The following is a 17765-nucleotide window of genomic DNA, read 5'->3' as shown; positions in this document are numbered from 1 at the left end:
ATGCCTGTGATTGTTGTCGCCAACCCCAAAGGCGGGGCCGGTAAATCCACCCTGTCCACCAACGTGGCAGGGTATTTCGCCTCCAAAGGCCATGCGGTCATGCTGGGCGACGCCGATGTACAGCAGTCCTCCAAGCTCTGGCTGGATTTGCGCCCCGACACGGTGCGCCCGATCGCCACCTGGGAATTGCAAGCCGATTTGGTGCTGACGGCCAAGCCACCGCGCGGCACCACGCATGTGGTGATCGACACCCCCGGCGGCTTGGGCGGATGGCGCTTCAAAGAGGTGGTGTCGCGGGCAGACCGGGTGATGATTCCCATCATGCCCAGCATCTTTGACATGTACGCCGCCCAAGCCTTCATCACGCAATTAAGAGAAGTAACGCGGGGCACGAAAACCAAAGTGGGCATCGTCGGCATGCGGGTCGATGAGCGCACCATCGCGGCCAACAAGTTGCGTGAATTCATGGCCACCCTCGACCTGCCCATCATCAGCTTTTTGCGCGACACCCAGTACTACCTTCACATGGCGGCACATGGCTTGAGTTTGTTCGACTTGTCGCCCAGCAAAATCGAGAAAGACCTGCTGCAATGGCAGCCCATCATCGATTGGCTGGAGAGCTGATCAGGCGATGAATTTCAAAATGGCTGCAGCCACCTTGGCGGGGGCTTCACGCTGCGGAAAGTGCCCCACACCCGGCATCACCTGGCGTTCATAACGTCCGCTGAAAAACTGCGCTTTGTTGGCCGAGGTGGCTGGCAAACTCGCACCATCCAAGGCCCCGTGCAATACCAATGAGGGAATGCTGATGACTGGCGCAGGTTGCAGCTGGGCTTCATCTTGGTCGTAATACGGGTCACCCGCTGCATGGCCCCAACGGTGCTGGTAGGAATGCAGCACCACCGCCGCCCAATCGGGGTTGTTAAAGGCCATGGCGGTTTGATCAAACTCGTTGGGCAAGTACCAACCGCTGGGGGCCCAGTGGTCCCACATGTGTTGGGCGAAGGCTTTGCCCTCTTCGCGCACGGTTTGCATGCCACGCTCGGTGGCCATGAACCAGTGGTACCAGTACAAATGGCTTTGTTCGATGCTGAGAGCTTGCTTGGGGTCGTTCGTGCCATAGCCCACCGACAACAGCACCATGTGGCTGGCGATGCCGGGCTGCAAGCCACAGGCATTGGCCACGGCACGCGCACCCCAGTCATGGCCTACCAACACAGGCTGATCGAGTTGCAGCGCCTGCACAAAATCCACCATGTCCCGACCCAAGGCGGCAAGTTGCCCGGTGCGAGGCGTGTCATCGCTCAAAAACGTGGTGGGCAAAAAACCGCGCAAAGCGGGTGCAATCACCCGGTAGCCTGCATCCACCAGCAAAGGTGCCACCTCGTGCCAGCAGCGCAAGCTGTCGGGCCAACCGTGGGCCAGCACGATGGTGCGTGTCCCTTCAGGGTTCCATTCTTTGTAGCCAATGCGCAGCAGCGGAGTTTCTGTGAAATTCATCGTTTGGGCAGCAAGGGGTAGCGCAAACAGGCGAAGTTGCGAATGGTTTGAATGATCGAACCTTGTGGCACCGGTCCCCATTCGGAGGGGTTGGGGTTGAAGATGAGGCGGGCACCGGTTTGCATTTGGCCTTCATAGCCATACACCGCAAGCAAACGGTATTTGTTTTTGTCGCAATCGAATTCAAGCCACTTGGACACCGACAACACATCTTGAATCGTCATGTTGCTGTAATTGGTCAACATCCAAATCGTGGCATTGCGCTTGGTTTGAACCAGGGTGGTTTTGTCGTACATCACCGTGTCGCCATCCAGATTGCCCAGATAGGTCCAGCCCGCCAAGGCGGGCCCGGCGAACAGACCCAGTACCAACAGCAACAGCCCTTTGCCAATGCGTGGTGGTAAGTGGCTCACAACTTGAACAACTGCAAGCGATCAGTGGGGTGCCACAGGCAGCACCGGCGCTTTGGCAAAGTCTGCGGGCACCTCGCCGCTCAGGCTCTCCAGGAAGCTGACGATGTGGGCCACGTCTTCTTCAGGGAGTTGTTTGCCGAGTTGCAACTGCGCCATGACGCGCACGGCTTGCGGCAAGCTGGCCACCGAGCCATCGTGAAAATACGGCGGCGTGACCGCCACGTTGCGCAACTGAGGCACCTTGAAGATGAAAGCATCGGCCTCGTTTTTGGTGTCGTGGAAACGGCCTTTGTCATAGCCCTTGAAGGCTTCTTTTTCCGTGCTGCCTGTAGCCAACCAGTAGTCTTGAGTGATGCCAAATTTTTGGTACATCTGCCCACCCACGGACACGCCGCTGTGACAAGCGGCACAACCGGTGTCGATGAATTTGTTCAAGCCCAGCTTGGCCTGAGGCGACAAGGCCTGGGTATCGCCCTTCAAAAAGCGGTCAAAGGGAGCAGGCGTCAACAAAGTGCGCTCGTAAGCGCCAATGGCCTTGCCCCAGTTGTCTGCGCTCAGTGGTTTGGCTTCCCCGGCGAACGCTTTTTCAAACCAGCTTTGGTAGCCCAGCACTTGCAACTTTTTTTCCACCTGCTCGTAGCTGGTGTTGCCATACGCCAAAGGACTCAGCAAGGCCTTCACCGCTTGTTCTTCCACAGTGGCTCGGTTGCCGCCGAAATGCTGGGAGATCAGCAAGGAGGTGTTGAACACGGTGGACGCATTGCGCGGCAGCACCTTGCCATTCACACCCACCGAGAGGGCCAGGGCGTCAGCACCATAAAACGCTGGGTTGTGACAGGTGGCACACCCAAGCCGTCCATCATTGGACACGCGGGTTTCAAAAAACAAGGCCTTGCCAAGCGCCACACGTTGCGGTGTGCTGTCGGCCAAAGCCGACGAAGCAGGCAGTGGTTTGAACAAGGCTTTGGCCTTGTCCAACAGGGCTTGATCCCCATCAGCCGCCCCCAAGGGCAACACGGCTGCCAGCAGCCCAGAGACCAAGGCGGTCAGCAGCAGTTTGCGAAAAACAGAGCGAGAAGCTTGCATGATGTCTTTCAGAAAAGGCCCACGATGTTGCCATGATCGTCCACGTCAATCGCATGGGCAGAAGGCACTTTGGGCAGGCCTGGCATGGTCATCACATCGCCACACACCACGACGATGAACTCGGCACCTGCGGCCAGCCTGACCTCACGGATGTTCAAGGTATGGCCTTCAGGTGCCCCCAACAGCTTGGGGTCGGTGGAGAAGGAATACTGGGTTTTGGCAATGCACACCGGGTAGTGGCCATAGCCCTGCTCTTGCAGCTTGTCAATTTGGCCGCGAATCTTGGCGTCGGCAGAAATGTCCTTGGCGCCGTAAATGTTGCGGGCAATGGTTTGGACTTTCTCCCACAAGCTGTCTTTGTCTTGGTAAACAAACTTGAATTCATTGGCTTGTGCGCACAACTTCACCACCGCGTGGGCCAGCTCTTCAGCGCCTGCGCCGCCATGGGCCCAGTGCTTGGCCACCACCACTTGTGCGCCATAAGCGGCACAGGTTTTTTCCAACAATGCCACTTCAGCCGCGGTGTCTTCGGTGCGGTGGTTGATGGCCACCACACAGGGCAAGCCGTAATGGACACGGATGTTTTTCAGATGCCGTTCCAAATTGACCATGCCTTTTTCAAGGGCCTGCAAGTTCTCCGTGCCCAACTCTTTGACAGGCACGCCACCGTGGTATTTCAAAGCCCGCACCGTGGCCACCAACACCACAGCTGAGGGCGTCAAGCCGGCTTTGCGGCACTTGATGTCGATGAATTTTTCGGCGCCCAAATCAGCACCAAAACCAGCTTCGGTGACCACATAGTCGGCCAATTTCATGGCCGTTTGGGTGGCGATGACCGAGTTGCAACCGTGGGCGATGTTGGCAAACGGACCGCCGTGAATGAACGCAAGATTGTTTTCCAAGGTTTGCGCAATATTGGGCGCCATCGCGTCTTTCAACAACGCAGTCATGGCCCCATGGGCTTGCAAGTCGGACGCCAGAACAGGCGCACCCTCGGTGTTGTAGGCCACCACGATGCGACCCAAGCGTTGTTTCAAATCAGCCAAGCTGGTGGCCAAACAGAAAATCGCCATCACCTCGGAGGCCACCACAATGTCAAAACCGTCCTCGCGTGGCACGCTGTTGGCGGTGCCGCCCAGCCCCACCACCAATTGGCGCAAGGCGCGGTCGTTCATGTCGATGACCCGTTTCCAAACAATGCGTCGGGTGTCGATCTTCAGGGTGTTGCCATGGTGAATGTGGTTGTCCAGCATGGCCGACAACAGGTTGTGAGCCAGCGCAATGGCGCCGAAGTCGCCGGTGAAATGCAGGTTGATGTCCTCCATGGGCACCACCTGGGCCATGCCGCCGCCGGTGGCTCCGCCCTTCATGCCAAACACCGGACCCAAAGAGGGCTCTCGCAAGCAGATCAGGCTTTTTTTGCCAATCTTGCACAGGGCGTCGCCCAAGCCCACGGTGGTGGTGGTCTTGCCCTCGCCAGCAGGCGTGGGCGAAATGGCCGTGACCAAAATCAACTTGCTGTCTTTTTTGGGGGGCAAAGAAGCAATGTGCTTCAAGGACAGTTTGGCCTTATGGTGTCCATAGGCATAAAGATGGTCATCCGCGATACCCAGGTTCTTTTGAACCAAATCGGGAATGCGCTCAAGGGATGCGGCCTGGGCGATGTCGATGTCACTGCGCATGATGATCCTAATAAAAATTGATGGCGTTGAGAGTTTACGACAGGCACATCGGCCCTGCAGGTCGTAATATTGGGCTGAATCAAGCAGGAGATGGGTATGAAATGGATAGCGACTTTGGTGGTGTGCTGGGCAGCGGGCGCGGCTTGGGCTCAGTCCAATCTGGGGGTTGAGTTTCGCTGGCAAATCGCCCACCACTGCAATACAAATTCACCCGTGATCAAGGTGAAGAACATTCCAGCGGGCACCACGTCCTTGGAGGTTGTGATGACGGACCTGGACAGCAACAATCCTGCGCACGGCGGAGGTGGCGGCATGGTCACACTTGAAGCCGGTTTTCCCTCGGACTACGCGATTCCCGCTGGCGCCCTGGACAAATACGTTGGCCCATGCCCAGACAATTTCACCACCTTGGGTCATGAGTATGAAATCAAAGTCACCGCTTTGAACGCAAACAAACAAGCCCTGTCTAAAGGGTCACACAAGGCCCCGTTTTCAGGGAAATTTGTCATCCTTCAAGGGGTAATTGGCAGCCCTTGATAACCGGGCATGGTTGGAAAGAGGCTGACCGTCAGAAGTTCAGTGGTACAAATCTTTGGTCATGTCCTGCACCAAATCTTGGTAAAGGGAATTGAACTCATCGGCACTGAGGTGCGGCCCATCGCTGAGGGGTTCATCCTGTTTGAAGATCAAAGGCCTGCACAATTGCTGCGCTACAGGCCATTTTTGTTCAATTGCAAATTTCATACATGCTCGGAATGAAACCAAACAAGCTTGAATCGCCGAGGGCTTGAGCCCTTGCATTTCAAGGTGGTAAATGAATTTTTGGACATGTGCAGGCGTGATGTCAGCCATGTTCATCGCGCCAAAAAAAACCATGGCATGCTGGCTCAAATGGTCAAGCCGTTGGTTCAATTGGGATGACGACAAAACTGAAGCTTGACAAGCCACGTAGCGCAATGCGAGTTCATTGAAAGAGTGGCTTGGAGAGTTCACGTGGCCCATCAATTCACCTTTTACATCAAACAACAATCATTTCACGCAGGCGTTCAATCCGCTGCATGATGATGGCCACATCTGGCTTTGCCACCCCAGCAGAATTCAAAATATCTTTCAACACATCAGCCACTTCATCAAAATGAATGCCGTGGATGTGGAATTTGGCATGAGCGGTGTACATGTCTCTGCCGGTATAAACCTCCGCCGGTTTCCCCATCACATAGGCAATGTACTTGACAGTATGTTCAGCCAAATGCGCCATGTCAATGCCTTGAAAGTAAGCGGCAAGGTGAGGACGGCGCATGATTTCCTGGTGAAAGCCACGCACCAACTTGGCAACGGTGGGGACACCGCCGTACTTGTCAAACAATGTGATGGTGTCTTCGACATTGTCGGTCGGCGCTTGTTCAGCTGGTTTTGCAGGTACTGAAGAATTCTGTTTTTTTCCAAAAGCAGACCCTTTGGATTCATAAAATTCTTTGCCGCCACATTTGCTGCAGCGGGAGGGTTTGACATCTTCTGACTGCACACCGCATTTCATACAAATCATTTGAGACATCAAGATACTCCCGGTAAATGTTCAATCATGAGCGCCACAAAACAACAGATCAGGGCTGATCAAGACAGGCTGCCTCTAGCAGCATGTGATCCACAGACCCCGCTTGGTTTTTAACCCATTGGCCATTACCGTGCCGACGAGCCAATAAATTCCCCCCAGCCATCTCTCCATCAAACGCTGAAATTTGCATGACACGTCCGGCTTTTTCGACGCAATCAAATTCTTCCACCGAGCGAAATGAGCGGGTTCCTTCAGAATTGGCTTGCGGTAAATTGTGCAGAATCCAAGCGCGTTTATAGCCATCCATCAATCGCACATTGCTGGGGTCAATGAAGAACTGTGAATTGTTGGGATCGGTATGGACCAGGCGCCAGTCGGCATGCACCATGGCAGATAGAAAACAAAGGATCAAGCCAAAGGTCTTTTTCACTGGGCCTCCCTGAAAATGACAGATACAAAAAAAAGGGTTGGTTCCTTTTGAGAACCAACCCTGAGTGATGATGGTCGGCGTGGCGGGATTCGAACTCGCGACCCCTTGCACCCCATGCAAGTGCGCTACCAGGCTGCGCTACACGCCGAAAAAATGAATTATAGCCGTCTCATGCTGCTGAATCAGTCCAAGAGTCCGCGAATTTCAAACAATTCCTGCCGCAACATCTGCAACTGGTTGACATCATTGTCAGCCATGGTCGACTGGACCACCGCTTCCAGTTTGGCATCCAAGGGCAAGTTGTCCTCTAAATCATCCAAGCCACTGAGCATGACTTCACCAGCGCGCTTTTTCTCACGCTCGAGTTGAACAATTTCTTGCAATTTATTGCGTGCACCGCTGATGGTGAACCCCTGTTCATACAAGAGATCACGGATGCGTCGAATCATCAAGACTTCATGATGCTGGTAATACCGTCGATTGCCTCGACGCTTCATGGGCTTGAGTTGCGTGAACTCCTGCTCCCAATAACGCAGCACGTGGGGCTTGACGCCACACAAGTCGCTGACCTCACCAATGGTGAAGTAGCGTTTGGCTGGAATGGATGGGAGAGAGGACTCCATGAATCGGGGCAGTCGGAAAAAGGGAAGACAAAGGTTACACGAAGTTCAAGCCGCAAAGTTGTTTATCGGCAGAAAATTCCTAAATTAAAGCAGTCAATGACGTTCTTGCAACTGGTTTTTTGGAAGCTTGGCTGACTCAGGCCACCGTCCAAGAGCCAAATGAAACGCTTAGTGTTCTTTACTCGACCGCTGGCGTGAACGACTCTTGAATCTGCTCTTTCAACTTGTGGCTGGCGTGAAAGGTCACGACCCTGCGTGCCTCAATCGGAATCGGCTGACCCGTGCGCGGGTTGCGCCCTGGTCGCGGCGCTTTGGTACGGATTTGGAAATTGCCAAAGCCTGAAATTTTCACGTCTTCGCCATCCACCAATTTTTGAGAAATCAATTCGAAAAAAGCGTCGATCATGTCCTTGGACTCGCGCTTGTTCAAACCAATCTGGTCGAACAGCAATTCGGCCAATTGAGCCTTGGTCAAGGCGGGGGTTTCAATGCTTTCAAACGACAAATCCATGATCGATTCCCTTCAGGTACGTAACTTGGCATTCAACTGCTTGGACAAATGCGCAAGGATGTTTTGCACGGTAGATTCAATCTGCGTCTCGGTCAGACTCACCTCATCGATGCTTTGCAACACCAATCGAACCGCCAAACTTTTTTCACCCATGGCCACCGAACCACCTGGTTTTTGCGGACGGTAGACATCAAACAATACCGCATCTTGCAGCAATCCGTCCACGGGTGCGGACCACAAGGCTTGCATCAAGGCGCTGTGGCTGACCGATTCGTTGACCACGATGGCCAGGTCGCGCTCCACGGCTTGCAAACGCGGCACAGCTTGAGCCACAGGCACGGGGTGTGTCAATGCAGCGTCCAAAGACAACTCGAAAACCACCGGCGCTTGCGGCAAGTCCCACTGCTGACGCCACTTGGGATGCAACTCGCCCAACCAACCCACTTGAGTGCCGTTGCACTCGATGCGTGCCGTGCGCCCGGGGTGCAAGGCGGGGTGTTCGGCGGCCACGAAGTTGAGCGGTTGTCCTGCAAACAAAGCAGAGACATCGGCTTTCACCGCATAAAAATCCACAGGCGCACGGTCGGCGTTCCAAGACAAGGTCTGGGCGGGGCCATAGGCCATGCCAGCCACGTGCATGGGTTGGGCGAAACCTTTGACAGTTTGCAAAGAATCTTCCACTTGGCTGTCGCGTTGAAACACACGGCCAATTTCAAACACGCGCACCCGCGACGCTTTGCGATCGAGATTGAATTTCACCACTTGCAACAGAGAGCCGATCAGGGAAGAGCGCATGACACTCATCTGACTGGCAATCGGGTTGAGCAATTGGATGGGGTTCGCATTGCCTGCGAGGCTGTGCTCCCACTGGGCATCGACGAAGCTGAAGTTGATGGTTTCTTGGTAGCCCAAAGCGGCCAACTGACGGCGCAAGGCAAAAGCGTTGCGCTTGTTTTCCGGCAAGACTTTCGGCGTGATCGGGGCCACGGGAGGTGTGGCGGGCAGTTTGTCAAAGCCCACCATGCGGGCCACTTCCTCGATCAGGTCTTCTTCGATTTTCAAGTCAAAGCGATAGGACGGTGGCGTGACGGTGATGACGCCAGCAGACTCTTCAACACGCAAGCCCAAGCCACGCAAAGCATCGGCCATGGTTTGCTGGCTCAAGGCCACGCCAATCACTTTGTTGGCTCGGGCCACCCGCAACGTCACGGGCACCGAAGCAGGCATCTGAATTAGTTGATCATCGATGGCACCCACCAAAGAACCTGCTGTGCCACAAACCGACAACACCAAGGCAGTGATGTGTTCGATGTGCTCCACCGTGTTGGCTGGGTCTACGCCGCGCTCAAACCGATGCCCCGCATCGGTAGAAAAATTGAAACGCCGTGAACGCCCGGCCACGGCTTGCGGCCACCAGAAAGCGGCCTCGATGTAAATGTGCTGCGTGTCATCAGACACCGCAGTGGCTTGCCCACCCATGATGCCCGCCAAGGACTCTACCTGTTGGTGGTCTGCAATCACACCCACTTTGTCGTCCAGCGTGACCGTGTTGCCATTGAGCAATTCGAGTTGCTCACCGGCTTGTCCCCAGCGCACCACCAAACCACCATGGATTTTGTCGAGATCAAAAATATGCGATGGGCGTCCGAACTCAAACATCACATAGTTGGAAATATCCACCAAGGCACTGACACTGCGTTGGCCGCAACGTGCCAAGCGCTCGACCATCCAATCGGGTGTTTTGGCTGTCGGGTTGACGTGTTTGACCACGCGGCCACTGAAGCGGCCACACAAATCGGGCGCCGCCACTTTCACCTCCAATTTGTCAGAGGTGTTGGTGGTGGCGGTGGGGAAACTTGGGGCTTTGAGGGGGGCACCTGTGAGCGCCGACAATTCACGGGCAATGCCATAGACACTCAGGCAATGCGCCAAATTGGGAGTGAGCTTCAAGGTGAACAAATGGTCGTCCAGGTTCAAGTGAACCCGAATGTCTTGACCCACTTTCGCTGCCTCATTCAACTCCAATAGACCTGCACTGTCGTCCGACAGCTTCAATTCTTTGGCCGAGCACAACATGCCTTGGCTTTCCACGCCACGCAATTGGCCCAGTTTGATGAGAAACGGTTTGCCATCCTCGCCGGGTGGCAATGCAGCGCCCACCAAGGCGCAAGGCACCTTGATGCCGACCCGCGCATTCGGGGCACCGCACACAATTTGAAGCGCTTGCGCAGCACCAACATCCACTTGGCACACTCGCAAGCGATCGGCATTGGGATGTTGTTCAGCGGACTTGATTTCACCCACCACCACATGGCTGAAAGGCGGTGCAACCGGGTGCATCTCTTCCACCTCCAGACCCGCCATGGTCAAGGTGTCAGCGAGTTGCTGGGTGTTGATGGGTGGGTTGCAAAATTCGCGCAACCAGGATTCAGGAAACTGCATGAAGAGGCCTTGCGAACATCATTGAAATTGGCTTAGGAAACGCAAATCGCCATCGAAGAACAAGCGCAAATCATTCACGCCATAACGCAACATGGTGAGTCGATCTGGACCCATGCCAAACGCAAAACCAATGTAATGCTCGGGGTCCAAGCCCATGTTTCTCACCACATTGGGATGCACTTGGCCAGAGCCTGCCACCTCCAACCATCGGCCCGCCAAGGGGCCGCTGGGGAATTGGATATCGATTTCGGCGCTGGGCTCGGTGAAGGGGAAAAAGCTTGGGCGAAAACGCAGCACCAGGTCGTCGTTTTCAAAAAAGGTTTTGCAAAAATCGGTGAACACCACTTTCAAATCTTTGAAGCTGATGTTTTCACCGATCCACAAGCCTTCGCACTGGTGAAACATGGGTGAATGGGTGGCATCACTGTCCACACGGTAGGTGCGGCCAGGCGCAATGACGCGAATTTCGGGCATGCCCTGCCCGGCATCGATGCGGCTTTGGTATTGCTGCACATGGGCCATGGCATGGCGAATTTGCATCGGGCTGGTGTGTGTGCGCAGCAAATGGCCACCTTCGATGTAGAAGGTGTCGTGCATGGAACGTGCAGGATGGTCTTCGGGGGTGTTGAGTGCGGTGAAATTGAACCAGTCGGTTTCAATTTCGGGGCCTTGGGCCACTTCAAAACCCATGGACGTGAAGATATTTTCAATGCGCTCCATGCTCAGGCTGACAGGATGCAAACCGCCTGCAGCACGCAGCGTGCTGGGCAAGCTGACATCCAAGGCCTCGGCCTTGAGTTGAGCGTCGAGTTCTGCGTCGGCCAGCGCTTGACGGCGTTGCGTCAGCGCTGCCTCGATGGCTTGCTTGGCCGCGTTGATGACCGCGCCTTGGGTTTTCTTGGCCTCGATGTCGAGTTGCGCGAGTCCTTTCATGAACTCGGTGATGCGTCCGGCCTTGCCCAAGTACTGCGCTTTGGCATTCTCCAAATCAGTGGGCGTGGTGCAACTGGCAAACAAATCTTGGGCCTGCGTCACCAAGGAATCAAGGTCGTTCATAGGGTCTCAGTGTGACAAATGAAGAAGGGATTGAAGCCGTGAAAGCCTCAATCCCTTGGGGTCCATCCATTCACCGTGGGTACGGTGACTGAATCCTCATCAAGCTGCTAAACGCGCCTTGACTTGATCAACGATGTGGCCAAAGGCTGCTTTGTCGTGCACCGCCAAATCGGCCAGCATTTTGCGGTCGATTTCGATGGACGCTTTGCGCAGTCCATTGGCAAATTGGCTGTAGGTGAGGCCGAATTCACGGGCTGCTGCGTTGATACGCGCAATCCACAACTGACGGAACACCCGTTTTTTGGCACGGCGATCGCGGTAGGCATATTGCCCCGCTTTCATCACGGCTTGCTTGGCAATCCGGTAGACATTGCCGCGGCGACCGCGGAAACCTTTTGCAAGGGCCAATACTTTTTTGTGTCTGGCGCGAGCCGTAACACCACGTTTTACGCGAGGCATGTTTGTTTCTCCTTGTTCGTCCGACGATTACAGGCCAGCCATGGGCAGCATTTGCGCCATGTGACCCATATTGGTTTCATGCACACCCACGGAACCACGCAAGTGACGTTTGTTCTTGGTGGTTTTTTTGGTCAGGATGTGGCGTTTGAAGGCTTGACCGCGCTTGACGGTGCCGCCTGGACGAACGCGAAAGCGCTTTTTGGCGCTGCTCTTGGTCTTCATTTTGGGCATGTGAATGCTCCTTTTTGTTTGTGCTCGTGAGGCGCTGCGAACCTGACGCAGACTTGTTAGCCCCGAGACACTTTTGTTGCGTCGCCTTTAAGCAGGGGTTGCTTGCGCAACATCTGCAACGGGTTTGGCCACGCTACCCGGTTTTTTCTTGCCTGGCGCGATCATCATGATCATCTGACGCCCTTCCAACTTGGGAAACTGCTCGACCACGATCAGGTCAGCCAGTTCATCCCGAATCCTTTGCAACAACGCCATGCCAATTTCTTGGTGGGTGATCTCACGACCCCGAAAGCGCAGTGTGATTTTGCATTTGTCGCCTTCATCCAAAAAGCGCTTGATGTTGCGCAGTTTGATGTTGTAGTCACCATCATCGGTGCCGGGACGGAATTTGATTTCCTTGACCTCGATCACCTTTTGCTTGGACTTGGCTTCAGCCGCTTTCTTTTGTTCTTGGTACTTGAATTTGCCGTAATCCATCAACCGACACACGGGTGGCACCGCCGTTGGGGAAATTTCCACCAAATCGACATCCAGCTCACCCGCCATGCGAAGTGCTTCTGCAAGACTGAGCACGCCTATGGCTTCATTGTTCGGACCGCTGACGCGGACTTCGGGGGCCATGATTTCCCGGTTAAGGCGGTGTTTGCGTTCCTCGCGTTGTCGGCGATCGCGAAATTCAGTAGCGATGGTTCAATCCTTCAAAAAACAACTGCCCCAAAGGGCAGGAAAACCGTCTTGCTGCCAAACAAATCATTGTTTGGTGGCAATGTCAGAGGCTAACTTTTGGAAGAAAGCTTCGAGTGGCATGACCCCGAGATCCACATTGCCTCGGGCGCGCACTGCGACGGTACCGGCTGCTTTTTCCTTGTCACCCATGACCAGGATATATGGCAGCTTCTGCATTGAATGCTCGCGTATTTTATACGTGATCTTCTCGTTTTTAAGGTCTGAGACCGCTCTAAACCCTTGATTATTCAGTTTTTTAACCACATCCGTGACGTAATCGGCCTGTGAATCGGTGATATTGAGCACCGCGACCTGCACCGGCGCGAGCCAAACTGGCAGCGCCCCGGCGAATTGTTCTATCAAAATGCCAATAAAACGCTCTAAGCTGCCCACAATGGCCCGGTGCAGCATGATGGGCCGGTGCCGTGCACCATCTTCGCCCACGTAGTCGGCGTCCAGCCGCTCGGGCATGTTCGGATCCACCTGGATGGTGCCGCATTGCCAAGGACGGCCAATGGCGTCTTTCAAGGTGTATTCAATCTTGGGGCCGTAAAAAGCGCCCTCGCCTGGCAGGTATTCGAAGTCACAGCCCGAGGCCCGCAAGCCTTCAGCCAAGGCGTTTTCAGCCCGGTCCCAGCTTTCTTCGGAGCCAATGCGTTTTTCTGGGCGGGTGGACAGCTTGTAAATGATGTCGGTGAAGCCGAAATCTTTGTAGACCTTTTGCAGCAAGGTGGTGAAGGCAATCACCTCGGATTGAATTTGCGCTTCGGTGCAAAAGATGTGGCCATCGTCTTGGGTGAAGGCCCGCACACGCATGATGCCGTGCAAGCCGCCCGAGGGTTCGTTGCGGTGGCATTGGCCAAATTCGCCAAAGCGCAAGGGCAAGTCGCGGTAACTCTTGATGCCTTGGTTGAAGATGATGATGTGCCCGGGGCAGTTCATCGGCTTCAAGGCGAAGTCGCGTTTCTCGGACTCGGTGACAAACATGTTCTCGCGGTATTTGTCCCAGTGCCCGGTTTTCTCCCACAGGCTTTGGTCCAAGATTTGCGGCGCTTTGACTTCTTGGTAGCCGTTGTCGCGGTAGACACGGCGCATGTATTGCTCGACCTCTTGCCACAGCACCCAGCCTTTGGGATGCCAAAACACGGTGCCGGGGGAATGTTCGTCGATGTGGAACAAATCGAGTTCACGGCCGAGTTTGCGGTGGTCTCGCTTCTCGGCTTCTTCCAGCATGGTCAGGTGCTGCTGCAAATCTTCTTTGCTGGCCCAAGCCGTGCCGTAAATCCGTTGCAGCATTTCATTGCGGTGGTCGCCGCGCCAATAGGCCCCGGCCACTTTCATCAGCTTGAAGTGTTTGAGCTTGCCCGTGCTGGGCACGTGCGGGCCACGGCACAGGTCTTCAAACGCACCTTCGCGGTACAAAGAAACGTCTTCATTGGCAGGGATGCTGGCGATGATGTCGGCTTTGTAGTGCTCGCCCAGGCCCTTGAAATACGCCACCGCTTCGTCGCGCGGCAGAACACGGCGCACCACGGGCTCATCGAGTTGGGCCAGTTGCGTCATTTTCTTTTCAATGGCTTCCAAATCTTCAGGCGTGAACGGACGCGAATAAGAGAAGTCGTAGAAAAAACCGTGCTCAATGACCGGGCCAATGGTGACTTGCGCCTCTGGAAATAAAGCCTTCACGGCATAGGCCAGCAAGTGGGCAGTGGAATGGCGAATCACTTCCAAGCCTTGCGCATCTTTGGCGGTGATGATGGACAAGCTGGCGGGTTTGGCGATGACGTAACTGGTGTCCACCACCTGGCCGTCCACTTGGCCTGCCAAGGCGGCCTTGGCCAAGCCCGCACCAATCGAGGCGGCCACCTCGGCCACGCTCACGGGGCCTGGGTAGTCACGTTGCGAACCGTCGGGAAGAGTGATCTGAACCATGTGCCTGAATGAAAAAAGCGCGGCATGGGCCGCGCTTGGAATGAAGAGGTTAAACGCTGAGGGCAGATTTTACGCCGCCCCGCATGCACCTTGGTCTCAATGGAATTGTTCTTCTTCGGTGGAGCCAGACAAGGCCTTCACGGAGGAAGAACCACCTTGAATGACGGTGGTCACATCGTCGAAGTAACCAGCGCCCACTTCTTGTTGGTGCGACACGAAGGTGTAACCCTTGTCGCGGGCTGCGAACTCGGGCTCTTGCACCATGTTGACGTAGTGCTTCATGCCTTCGCCGTTGGCATAGGCGTGGGCGAATTGGAAGGTGTTGAACCAGTTGATGTGGATGCCTGCCAAGGTGATGAACTGGTATTTGTAGCCCAACGCAGACAAGTCTTCTTGGAACGAAGCGATTTGTTTGTCGTTGAGGTTTTTCTTCCAGTTGAAGGAGGGCGAGCAGTTGTAGGACAAGAGCTTGCCGGGGCAAGCGGCCAACACGGCTTGGGCGAATTCACGGGCAAAGCCAATGTCGGGCACGCCGGTTTCGCACCACACCAAATCGGCGTAGGGCGCGTAGGCCACGCCACGGCTGATGGCTTGCTCGAGGCCGTTTTTCACGCGGTAGAAACCTTCTTGGGTGCGCTCGCCGGTCAGGAACGGCTTGTCGTTGGCGTCGTGGTCCGAGGTCAACAGGTTGGCTGCTTCCGCGTCGGTGCGGGCCAACACGATGGTGGACACGCCCATGACATCAGCAGCGAAACGAGCCGAGATGAGTTTTTCGCAAGCCTCTTGGGTTGGCACCAACACTTTGCCGCCCATGTGGCCGCATTTTTTCACCGCCGCCAATTGGTCTTCAAAGTGCACGCCAGCCGCACCAGCAGCGATCATGTTTTTCATCAACTCGAACGCGTTCAAGACACCACCGAAACCGGCTTCTGCGTCGGCGACGATGGGCAGGAAGTAGTCGATGAACTCTTTGTCGCCGGGGTTGATGCCGCGGCCCCACTGAATTTCATCGGCGCGTTTGAAGGTGTTGTTGATGCGGCGAACCATGGTGGGCACAGAGTCGTAGGCGTACAAAGACTGGTCGGGGTACATGGTTTCCGAGGTGTTGCCGTCGGCGGCGACTTGCCAACCCGACAGGTACACGGCTTCCAAACCGGCTTTGGCTTGCTGCATGGCTTGGCCCGCACTGATGGCGCCAAAGGCGTTCACATAGCCTTTTTTCGCGCCGCCGTTCACTTTTTCCCAGAGCTTTTCGGCACCGCGTTTGGCCAGGGTGTGCTCGATGGGCATGCTGCCGCGTAAACGCACCACATCGGCGGCGCTGTAACCGCGCTTGACGCCTTTCCATCGAGGGTTGGTGGCCCAATCTTTTTCCAGCTCGGCAATTTGCTGTTCGCGGCTCAAGGGTGATTTAGACATGACATGACTCCAATAGTGTTGAAAAGAAACCAGTGACCAGCACCGCGTTTGATAAACCTATTATATGTCTTATATAAGAGTTGATGCAAAATTCAAAGAATAGAACGACTTTGCAAAATGCCTATATAAATCAATGAGTTACGTCAAATCAATGGTTTGAGTGCTTGACCCAAGCTGAAATACACCCACAGGCCATGATCTAAGAAACGTAGTCAATTTTGTATCGTGAAAACAAGTTTCTCATGCGATTGGGGGCCGTTCTGCACGCAAACCATCGTTCAAACACCTTTTTTCAACGGTGAAGCAGGACTGAAAAAAACAACATTTCAGAGGAGAAAAGCGTGATTTTGTCTATGAAAACAGCGTTTTCTACCTTAGGATAGCGGTTGCCGACAAAAACAAAAAACAAGGCGGCGTTTCACTCACTTCTAGAAGGAAATTGAAAAATGGCAACTGCAAAGAAAGCGGCTAAAAAAACCGCACCGAAGAAAGCCCCTGCAAAAAAAGCCGCAGCTAAAAAAGTTGTAGCCAAAAAAGCACCGGCTAAAAAAGCACCCGCTAAAAAAGCGCCCGCAAAAAAAGTCGTCGCTAAAAAAGCCCCGGCCAAAAAAGCGCCAGCGAAAAAAGCAGCTGTGAAGAAAACAGCCGCCAAGAAAGCACCAGCTAAAAAGCGCACGCCCAATGCTGCGTTCATGAAGCCTCTGACACCTAGCGCCGCTTTGGCCGCAGTCGTGGGTGCCAATCCCCTGCCCCGCACCGAGGTGGTCAGCAAACTGTGGGTCTACATCAAGAAACACAGCCTGCAAGACAAAACCAACAAGCGCAACATCAATGCCGACGACAAACTCAAAGCTGTCTTTGGCAAAGCGCAAGTCACCATGTTTGAGTTGGCCAGCCTGATCGGCAAGCACCTGCGTTGATCAACGCTCACATGTGAAAAAGGCCGCGAAAGCGGCCTTTTTTCATGCTGAAGTGACTTGTGTGGTCGCCAGGGCGAACACACAGCTTGTCAAACGGCGGGCGTGGCAGTGAACATGAATTCCCCCGGCGCTCGAATCGGGTCCACCGAAATGGCAATCTGATCGTTCGGCATGAACTTGCCCTCCAGCAGCAGCTTGGACAGCGGGTTTTCAATCCGCTGTTGAATCGCCCGCTTAAGTGGCCGCGCCCCAAAAATCGGATCAAAGCCCACCTTGGCCAACTCATGCAAGGCTGCGGTGCTGACCTCCAAATGCAGGTCCAGTCGCGCCATGCGATCACTCAAGACCTTGAGTTGAATCTCGGCAATCTTTTCAATTTGCTGGGCGTCCAGCGAATGGAACACCACGGTTTCGTCGATGCGGTTCAAGAACTCGGGTCGGAAATGGTTTTTCAACTCGTCCCACACCGCGTCTTTGATGTCGGTGGCGTCTTGGCCCACCATGCGCTGGATGATTTTGGAACCGATGTTCGAGGTCATGGCGATGACGCTGTTTTTGAAGTCCACCGTGCGGCCTTGGCCATCGGTCAGGCGTCCGTCGTCCAGTACTTGCAACAAGATGTTGAACACATCAGGTGAACTGACCCCAATTAGTTGGACAGTTGAAACGGGCGGTTAACCCAAAGATGGCTGAGTTCTGTATTGCACAGGACTCAGCCCTTTTAATTTGCTCCTGATGCGCTCGTGGTTGTAGTAATGAATGTACTGTCGCAATCCATCT

20 protein-coding genes, 1 tRNA gene and 1 pseudogene are annotated in these 17765 nt (G+C 54.7%); 3 read left to right on the top strand and 19 right to left on the bottom strand.

Annotated features, from left to right (window positions below; genetic code table 11):
- Complete coding sequence (locus AC8GFP_RS12070; protein WP_506613509.1) at window positions 1-624, top strand: nucleotide-binding protein; 624 nt, start codon at window positions 1-3, stop codon at window positions 622-624.
- Here the strand turns inward: AC8GFP_RS12070 and AC8GFP_RS12065 are convergent, their stop codons facing one another.
- From AC8GFP_RS12065 to AC8GFP_RS12050, 4 genes are read right to left on the bottom strand one after another with little or no spacing between them, the layout of a single operon-like run.
- Window positions 625-1500 (bottom strand): alpha/beta fold hydrolase, encoded by an 876-nt coding sequence (locus tag AC8GFP_RS12065; RefSeq protein WP_506613508.1) that lies wholly within the window; start codon window positions 1498-1500, stop codon window positions 625-627.
- The gene (locus tag AC8GFP_RS12060) at window positions 1497-1913 is read right to left on the bottom strand and encodes a surface-adhesin E family protein (protein WP_506613507.1); all 417 of its coding nucleotides are present in this window, start codon (window positions 1911-1913) and stop codon (window positions 1497-1499) included. The genes AC8GFP_RS12065 and AC8GFP_RS12060 overlap by 4 nt, the downstream gene beginning before the upstream one ends.
- 21 nt (window positions 1914-1934) lie before the next feature.
- Window positions 1935-2999 (bottom strand): cytochrome-c peroxidase, encoded by a 1065-nt coding sequence (locus AC8GFP_RS12055; RefSeq protein ID WP_506613506.1) that lies wholly within the window; start codon window positions 2997-2999, stop codon window positions 1935-1937.
- A gap of 8 nt (window positions 3000-3007) precedes the next feature.
- Complete coding sequence (locus AC8GFP_RS12050) at window positions 3008-4681, bottom strand: formate--tetrahydrofolate ligase (protein WP_506613504.1); 1674 nt, start codon at window positions 4679-4681, stop codon at window positions 3008-3010.
- A 96-nt stretch (window positions 4682-4777) separates the two neighbouring features.
- On the opposite strand from AC8GFP_RS12050, the gene AC8GFP_RS12045 reads away from it, so the two are divergent.
- Complete coding sequence (locus tag AC8GFP_RS12045) at window positions 4778-5218, top strand: YbhB/YbcL family Raf kinase inhibitor-like protein (protein WP_506613502.1); 441 nt, start codon at window positions 4778-4780, stop codon at window positions 5216-5218.
- 39 nt (window positions 5219-5257) lie between these two features.
- Here the strand turns inward: AC8GFP_RS12045 and AC8GFP_RS12040 are convergent, their stop codons facing one another.
- The 13 genes from AC8GFP_RS12040 to aceA form a co-directional block, all read right to left on the bottom strand.
- Window positions 5258-5683 (bottom strand): tyrosine-type recombinase/integrase, encoded by a 426-nt coding sequence (locus tag AC8GFP_RS12040; protein ID WP_506613500.1) that lies wholly within the window; start codon window positions 5681-5683, stop codon window positions 5258-5260.
- A 16-nt stretch (window positions 5684-5699) separates the two neighbouring features.
- A complete protein-coding gene (locus AC8GFP_RS12035; protein WP_506613498.1) occupies window positions 5700-6236 on the bottom strand; it encodes a group I truncated hemoglobin in 537 nt (178 codons plus the stop codon).
- A 49-nt stretch (window positions 6237-6285) separates the two neighbouring features.
- Complete coding sequence (locus AC8GFP_RS12030; RefSeq protein ID WP_506613496.1) at window positions 6286-6666, bottom strand: surface-adhesin E family protein; 381 nt, start codon at window positions 6664-6666, stop codon at window positions 6286-6288.
- 71 nt (window positions 6667-6737) lie between these two features.
- Window positions 6738-6814 (bottom strand) — tRNA-Pro (locus AC8GFP_RS12025).
- Window positions 6815-6848: 34 nt separating this feature from the next.
- Window positions 6849-7289, bottom strand: coding sequence for a MerR family transcriptional regulator (locus AC8GFP_RS12020; RefSeq protein ID WP_506613495.1), 441 nt, complete (start codon window positions 7287-7289; stop codon window positions 6849-6851).
- Window positions 7290-7467: 178 nt separating this feature from the next.
- Window positions 7468-7800 (bottom strand): integration host factor subunit alpha, encoded by a 333-nt coding sequence (locus AC8GFP_RS12015; RefSeq protein ID WP_506613494.1) that lies wholly within the window; start codon window positions 7798-7800, stop codon window positions 7468-7470.
- Window positions 7801-7812: 12 nt separating this feature from the next.
- Window positions 7813-10242 (bottom strand): phenylalanine--tRNA ligase subunit beta, encoded by a 2430-nt coding sequence (gene pheT / locus AC8GFP_RS12010; protein WP_506613492.1) that lies wholly within the window; start codon window positions 10240-10242, stop codon window positions 7813-7815.
- Window positions 10243-10260: 18 nt separating this feature from the next.
- Entirely contained in the window at window positions 10261-11298 is a 1038-nt protein-coding gene (locus tag AC8GFP_RS12005; protein WP_506613490.1) for a phenylalanine--tRNA ligase subunit alpha, read from the bottom strand.
- Between the two features lie 99 nt (window positions 11299-11397).
- On the bottom strand, window positions 11398-11757 hold the full coding sequence (gene rplT, locus AC8GFP_RS12000) for a 50S ribosomal protein L20 (RefSeq protein WP_506613488.1): 360 nt from the start codon (window positions 11755-11757) through the stop codon (window positions 11398-11400).
- 27 nt (window positions 11758-11784) lie between these two features.
- A complete protein-coding gene (gene rpmI / locus AC8GFP_RS11995; protein WP_506613486.1) occupies window positions 11785-11988 on the bottom strand; it encodes a 50S ribosomal protein L35 in 204 nt (67 codons plus the stop codon).
- 87 nt (window positions 11989-12075) lie between these two features.
- A complete protein-coding gene (gene infC / locus AC8GFP_RS11990; RefSeq protein WP_506613794.1) occupies window positions 12076-12675 on the bottom strand; it encodes a translation initiation factor IF-3 in 600 nt (199 codons plus the stop codon).
- A gap of 63 nt (window positions 12676-12738) precedes the next feature.
- Window positions 12739-14646: a threonine--tRNA ligase gene (gene thrS / locus AC8GFP_RS11985; RefSeq protein WP_506613484.1), complete on the bottom strand. Its 1908-nt coding sequence runs from the start codon at window positions 14644-14646 to the stop codon at window positions 12739-12741.
- A gap of 96 nt (window positions 14647-14742) precedes the next feature.
- Complete coding sequence (aceA, locus tag AC8GFP_RS11980) at window positions 14743-16065, bottom strand: isocitrate lyase (RefSeq protein ID WP_506613483.1); 1323 nt, start codon at window positions 16063-16065, stop codon at window positions 14743-14745.
- Between the two features lie 446 nt (window positions 16066-16511).
- On the opposite strand from aceA, the gene AC8GFP_RS11975 reads away from it, so the two are divergent.
- Entirely contained in the window at window positions 16512-16985 is a 474-nt protein-coding gene (locus AC8GFP_RS11975; protein ID WP_506613481.1) for an SWIB/MDM2 domain-containing protein, read from the top strand.
- Between the two features lie 89 nt (window positions 16986-17074).
- Here AC8GFP_RS11975 and AC8GFP_RS11970 read toward each other — a convergent pair.
- Together AC8GFP_RS11970 and AC8GFP_RS11965 are read right to left on the bottom strand one after the other, a co-directional pair.
- Window positions 17075-17620, bottom strand: a pseudogene (locus AC8GFP_RS11970) (ClpB D2-like domain containing protein); the annotation flags it as partial.
- 39 nt (window positions 17621-17659) lie between these two features.
- A partial coding sequence (locus tag AC8GFP_RS11965; RefSeq protein ID WP_506613792.1) for an IS3 family transposase occupies window positions 17660-17765 on the bottom strand: 106 nt, incomplete at its 5' end.

The sequence above is a fragment of the Limnohabitans simekii (SeqCode) genome (assembly GCF_965234735.1).
In the GTDB taxonomy this organism is placed as follows: Bacteria; Pseudomonadota; Gammaproteobacteria; order Burkholderiales; family Burkholderiaceae_C; genus Limnohabitans; species Limnohabitans simekii.
The sequence above is the reverse complement of the archived record's forward strand: the minus strand, read 5'-3'. Positions and strand labels throughout refer to the sequence as shown.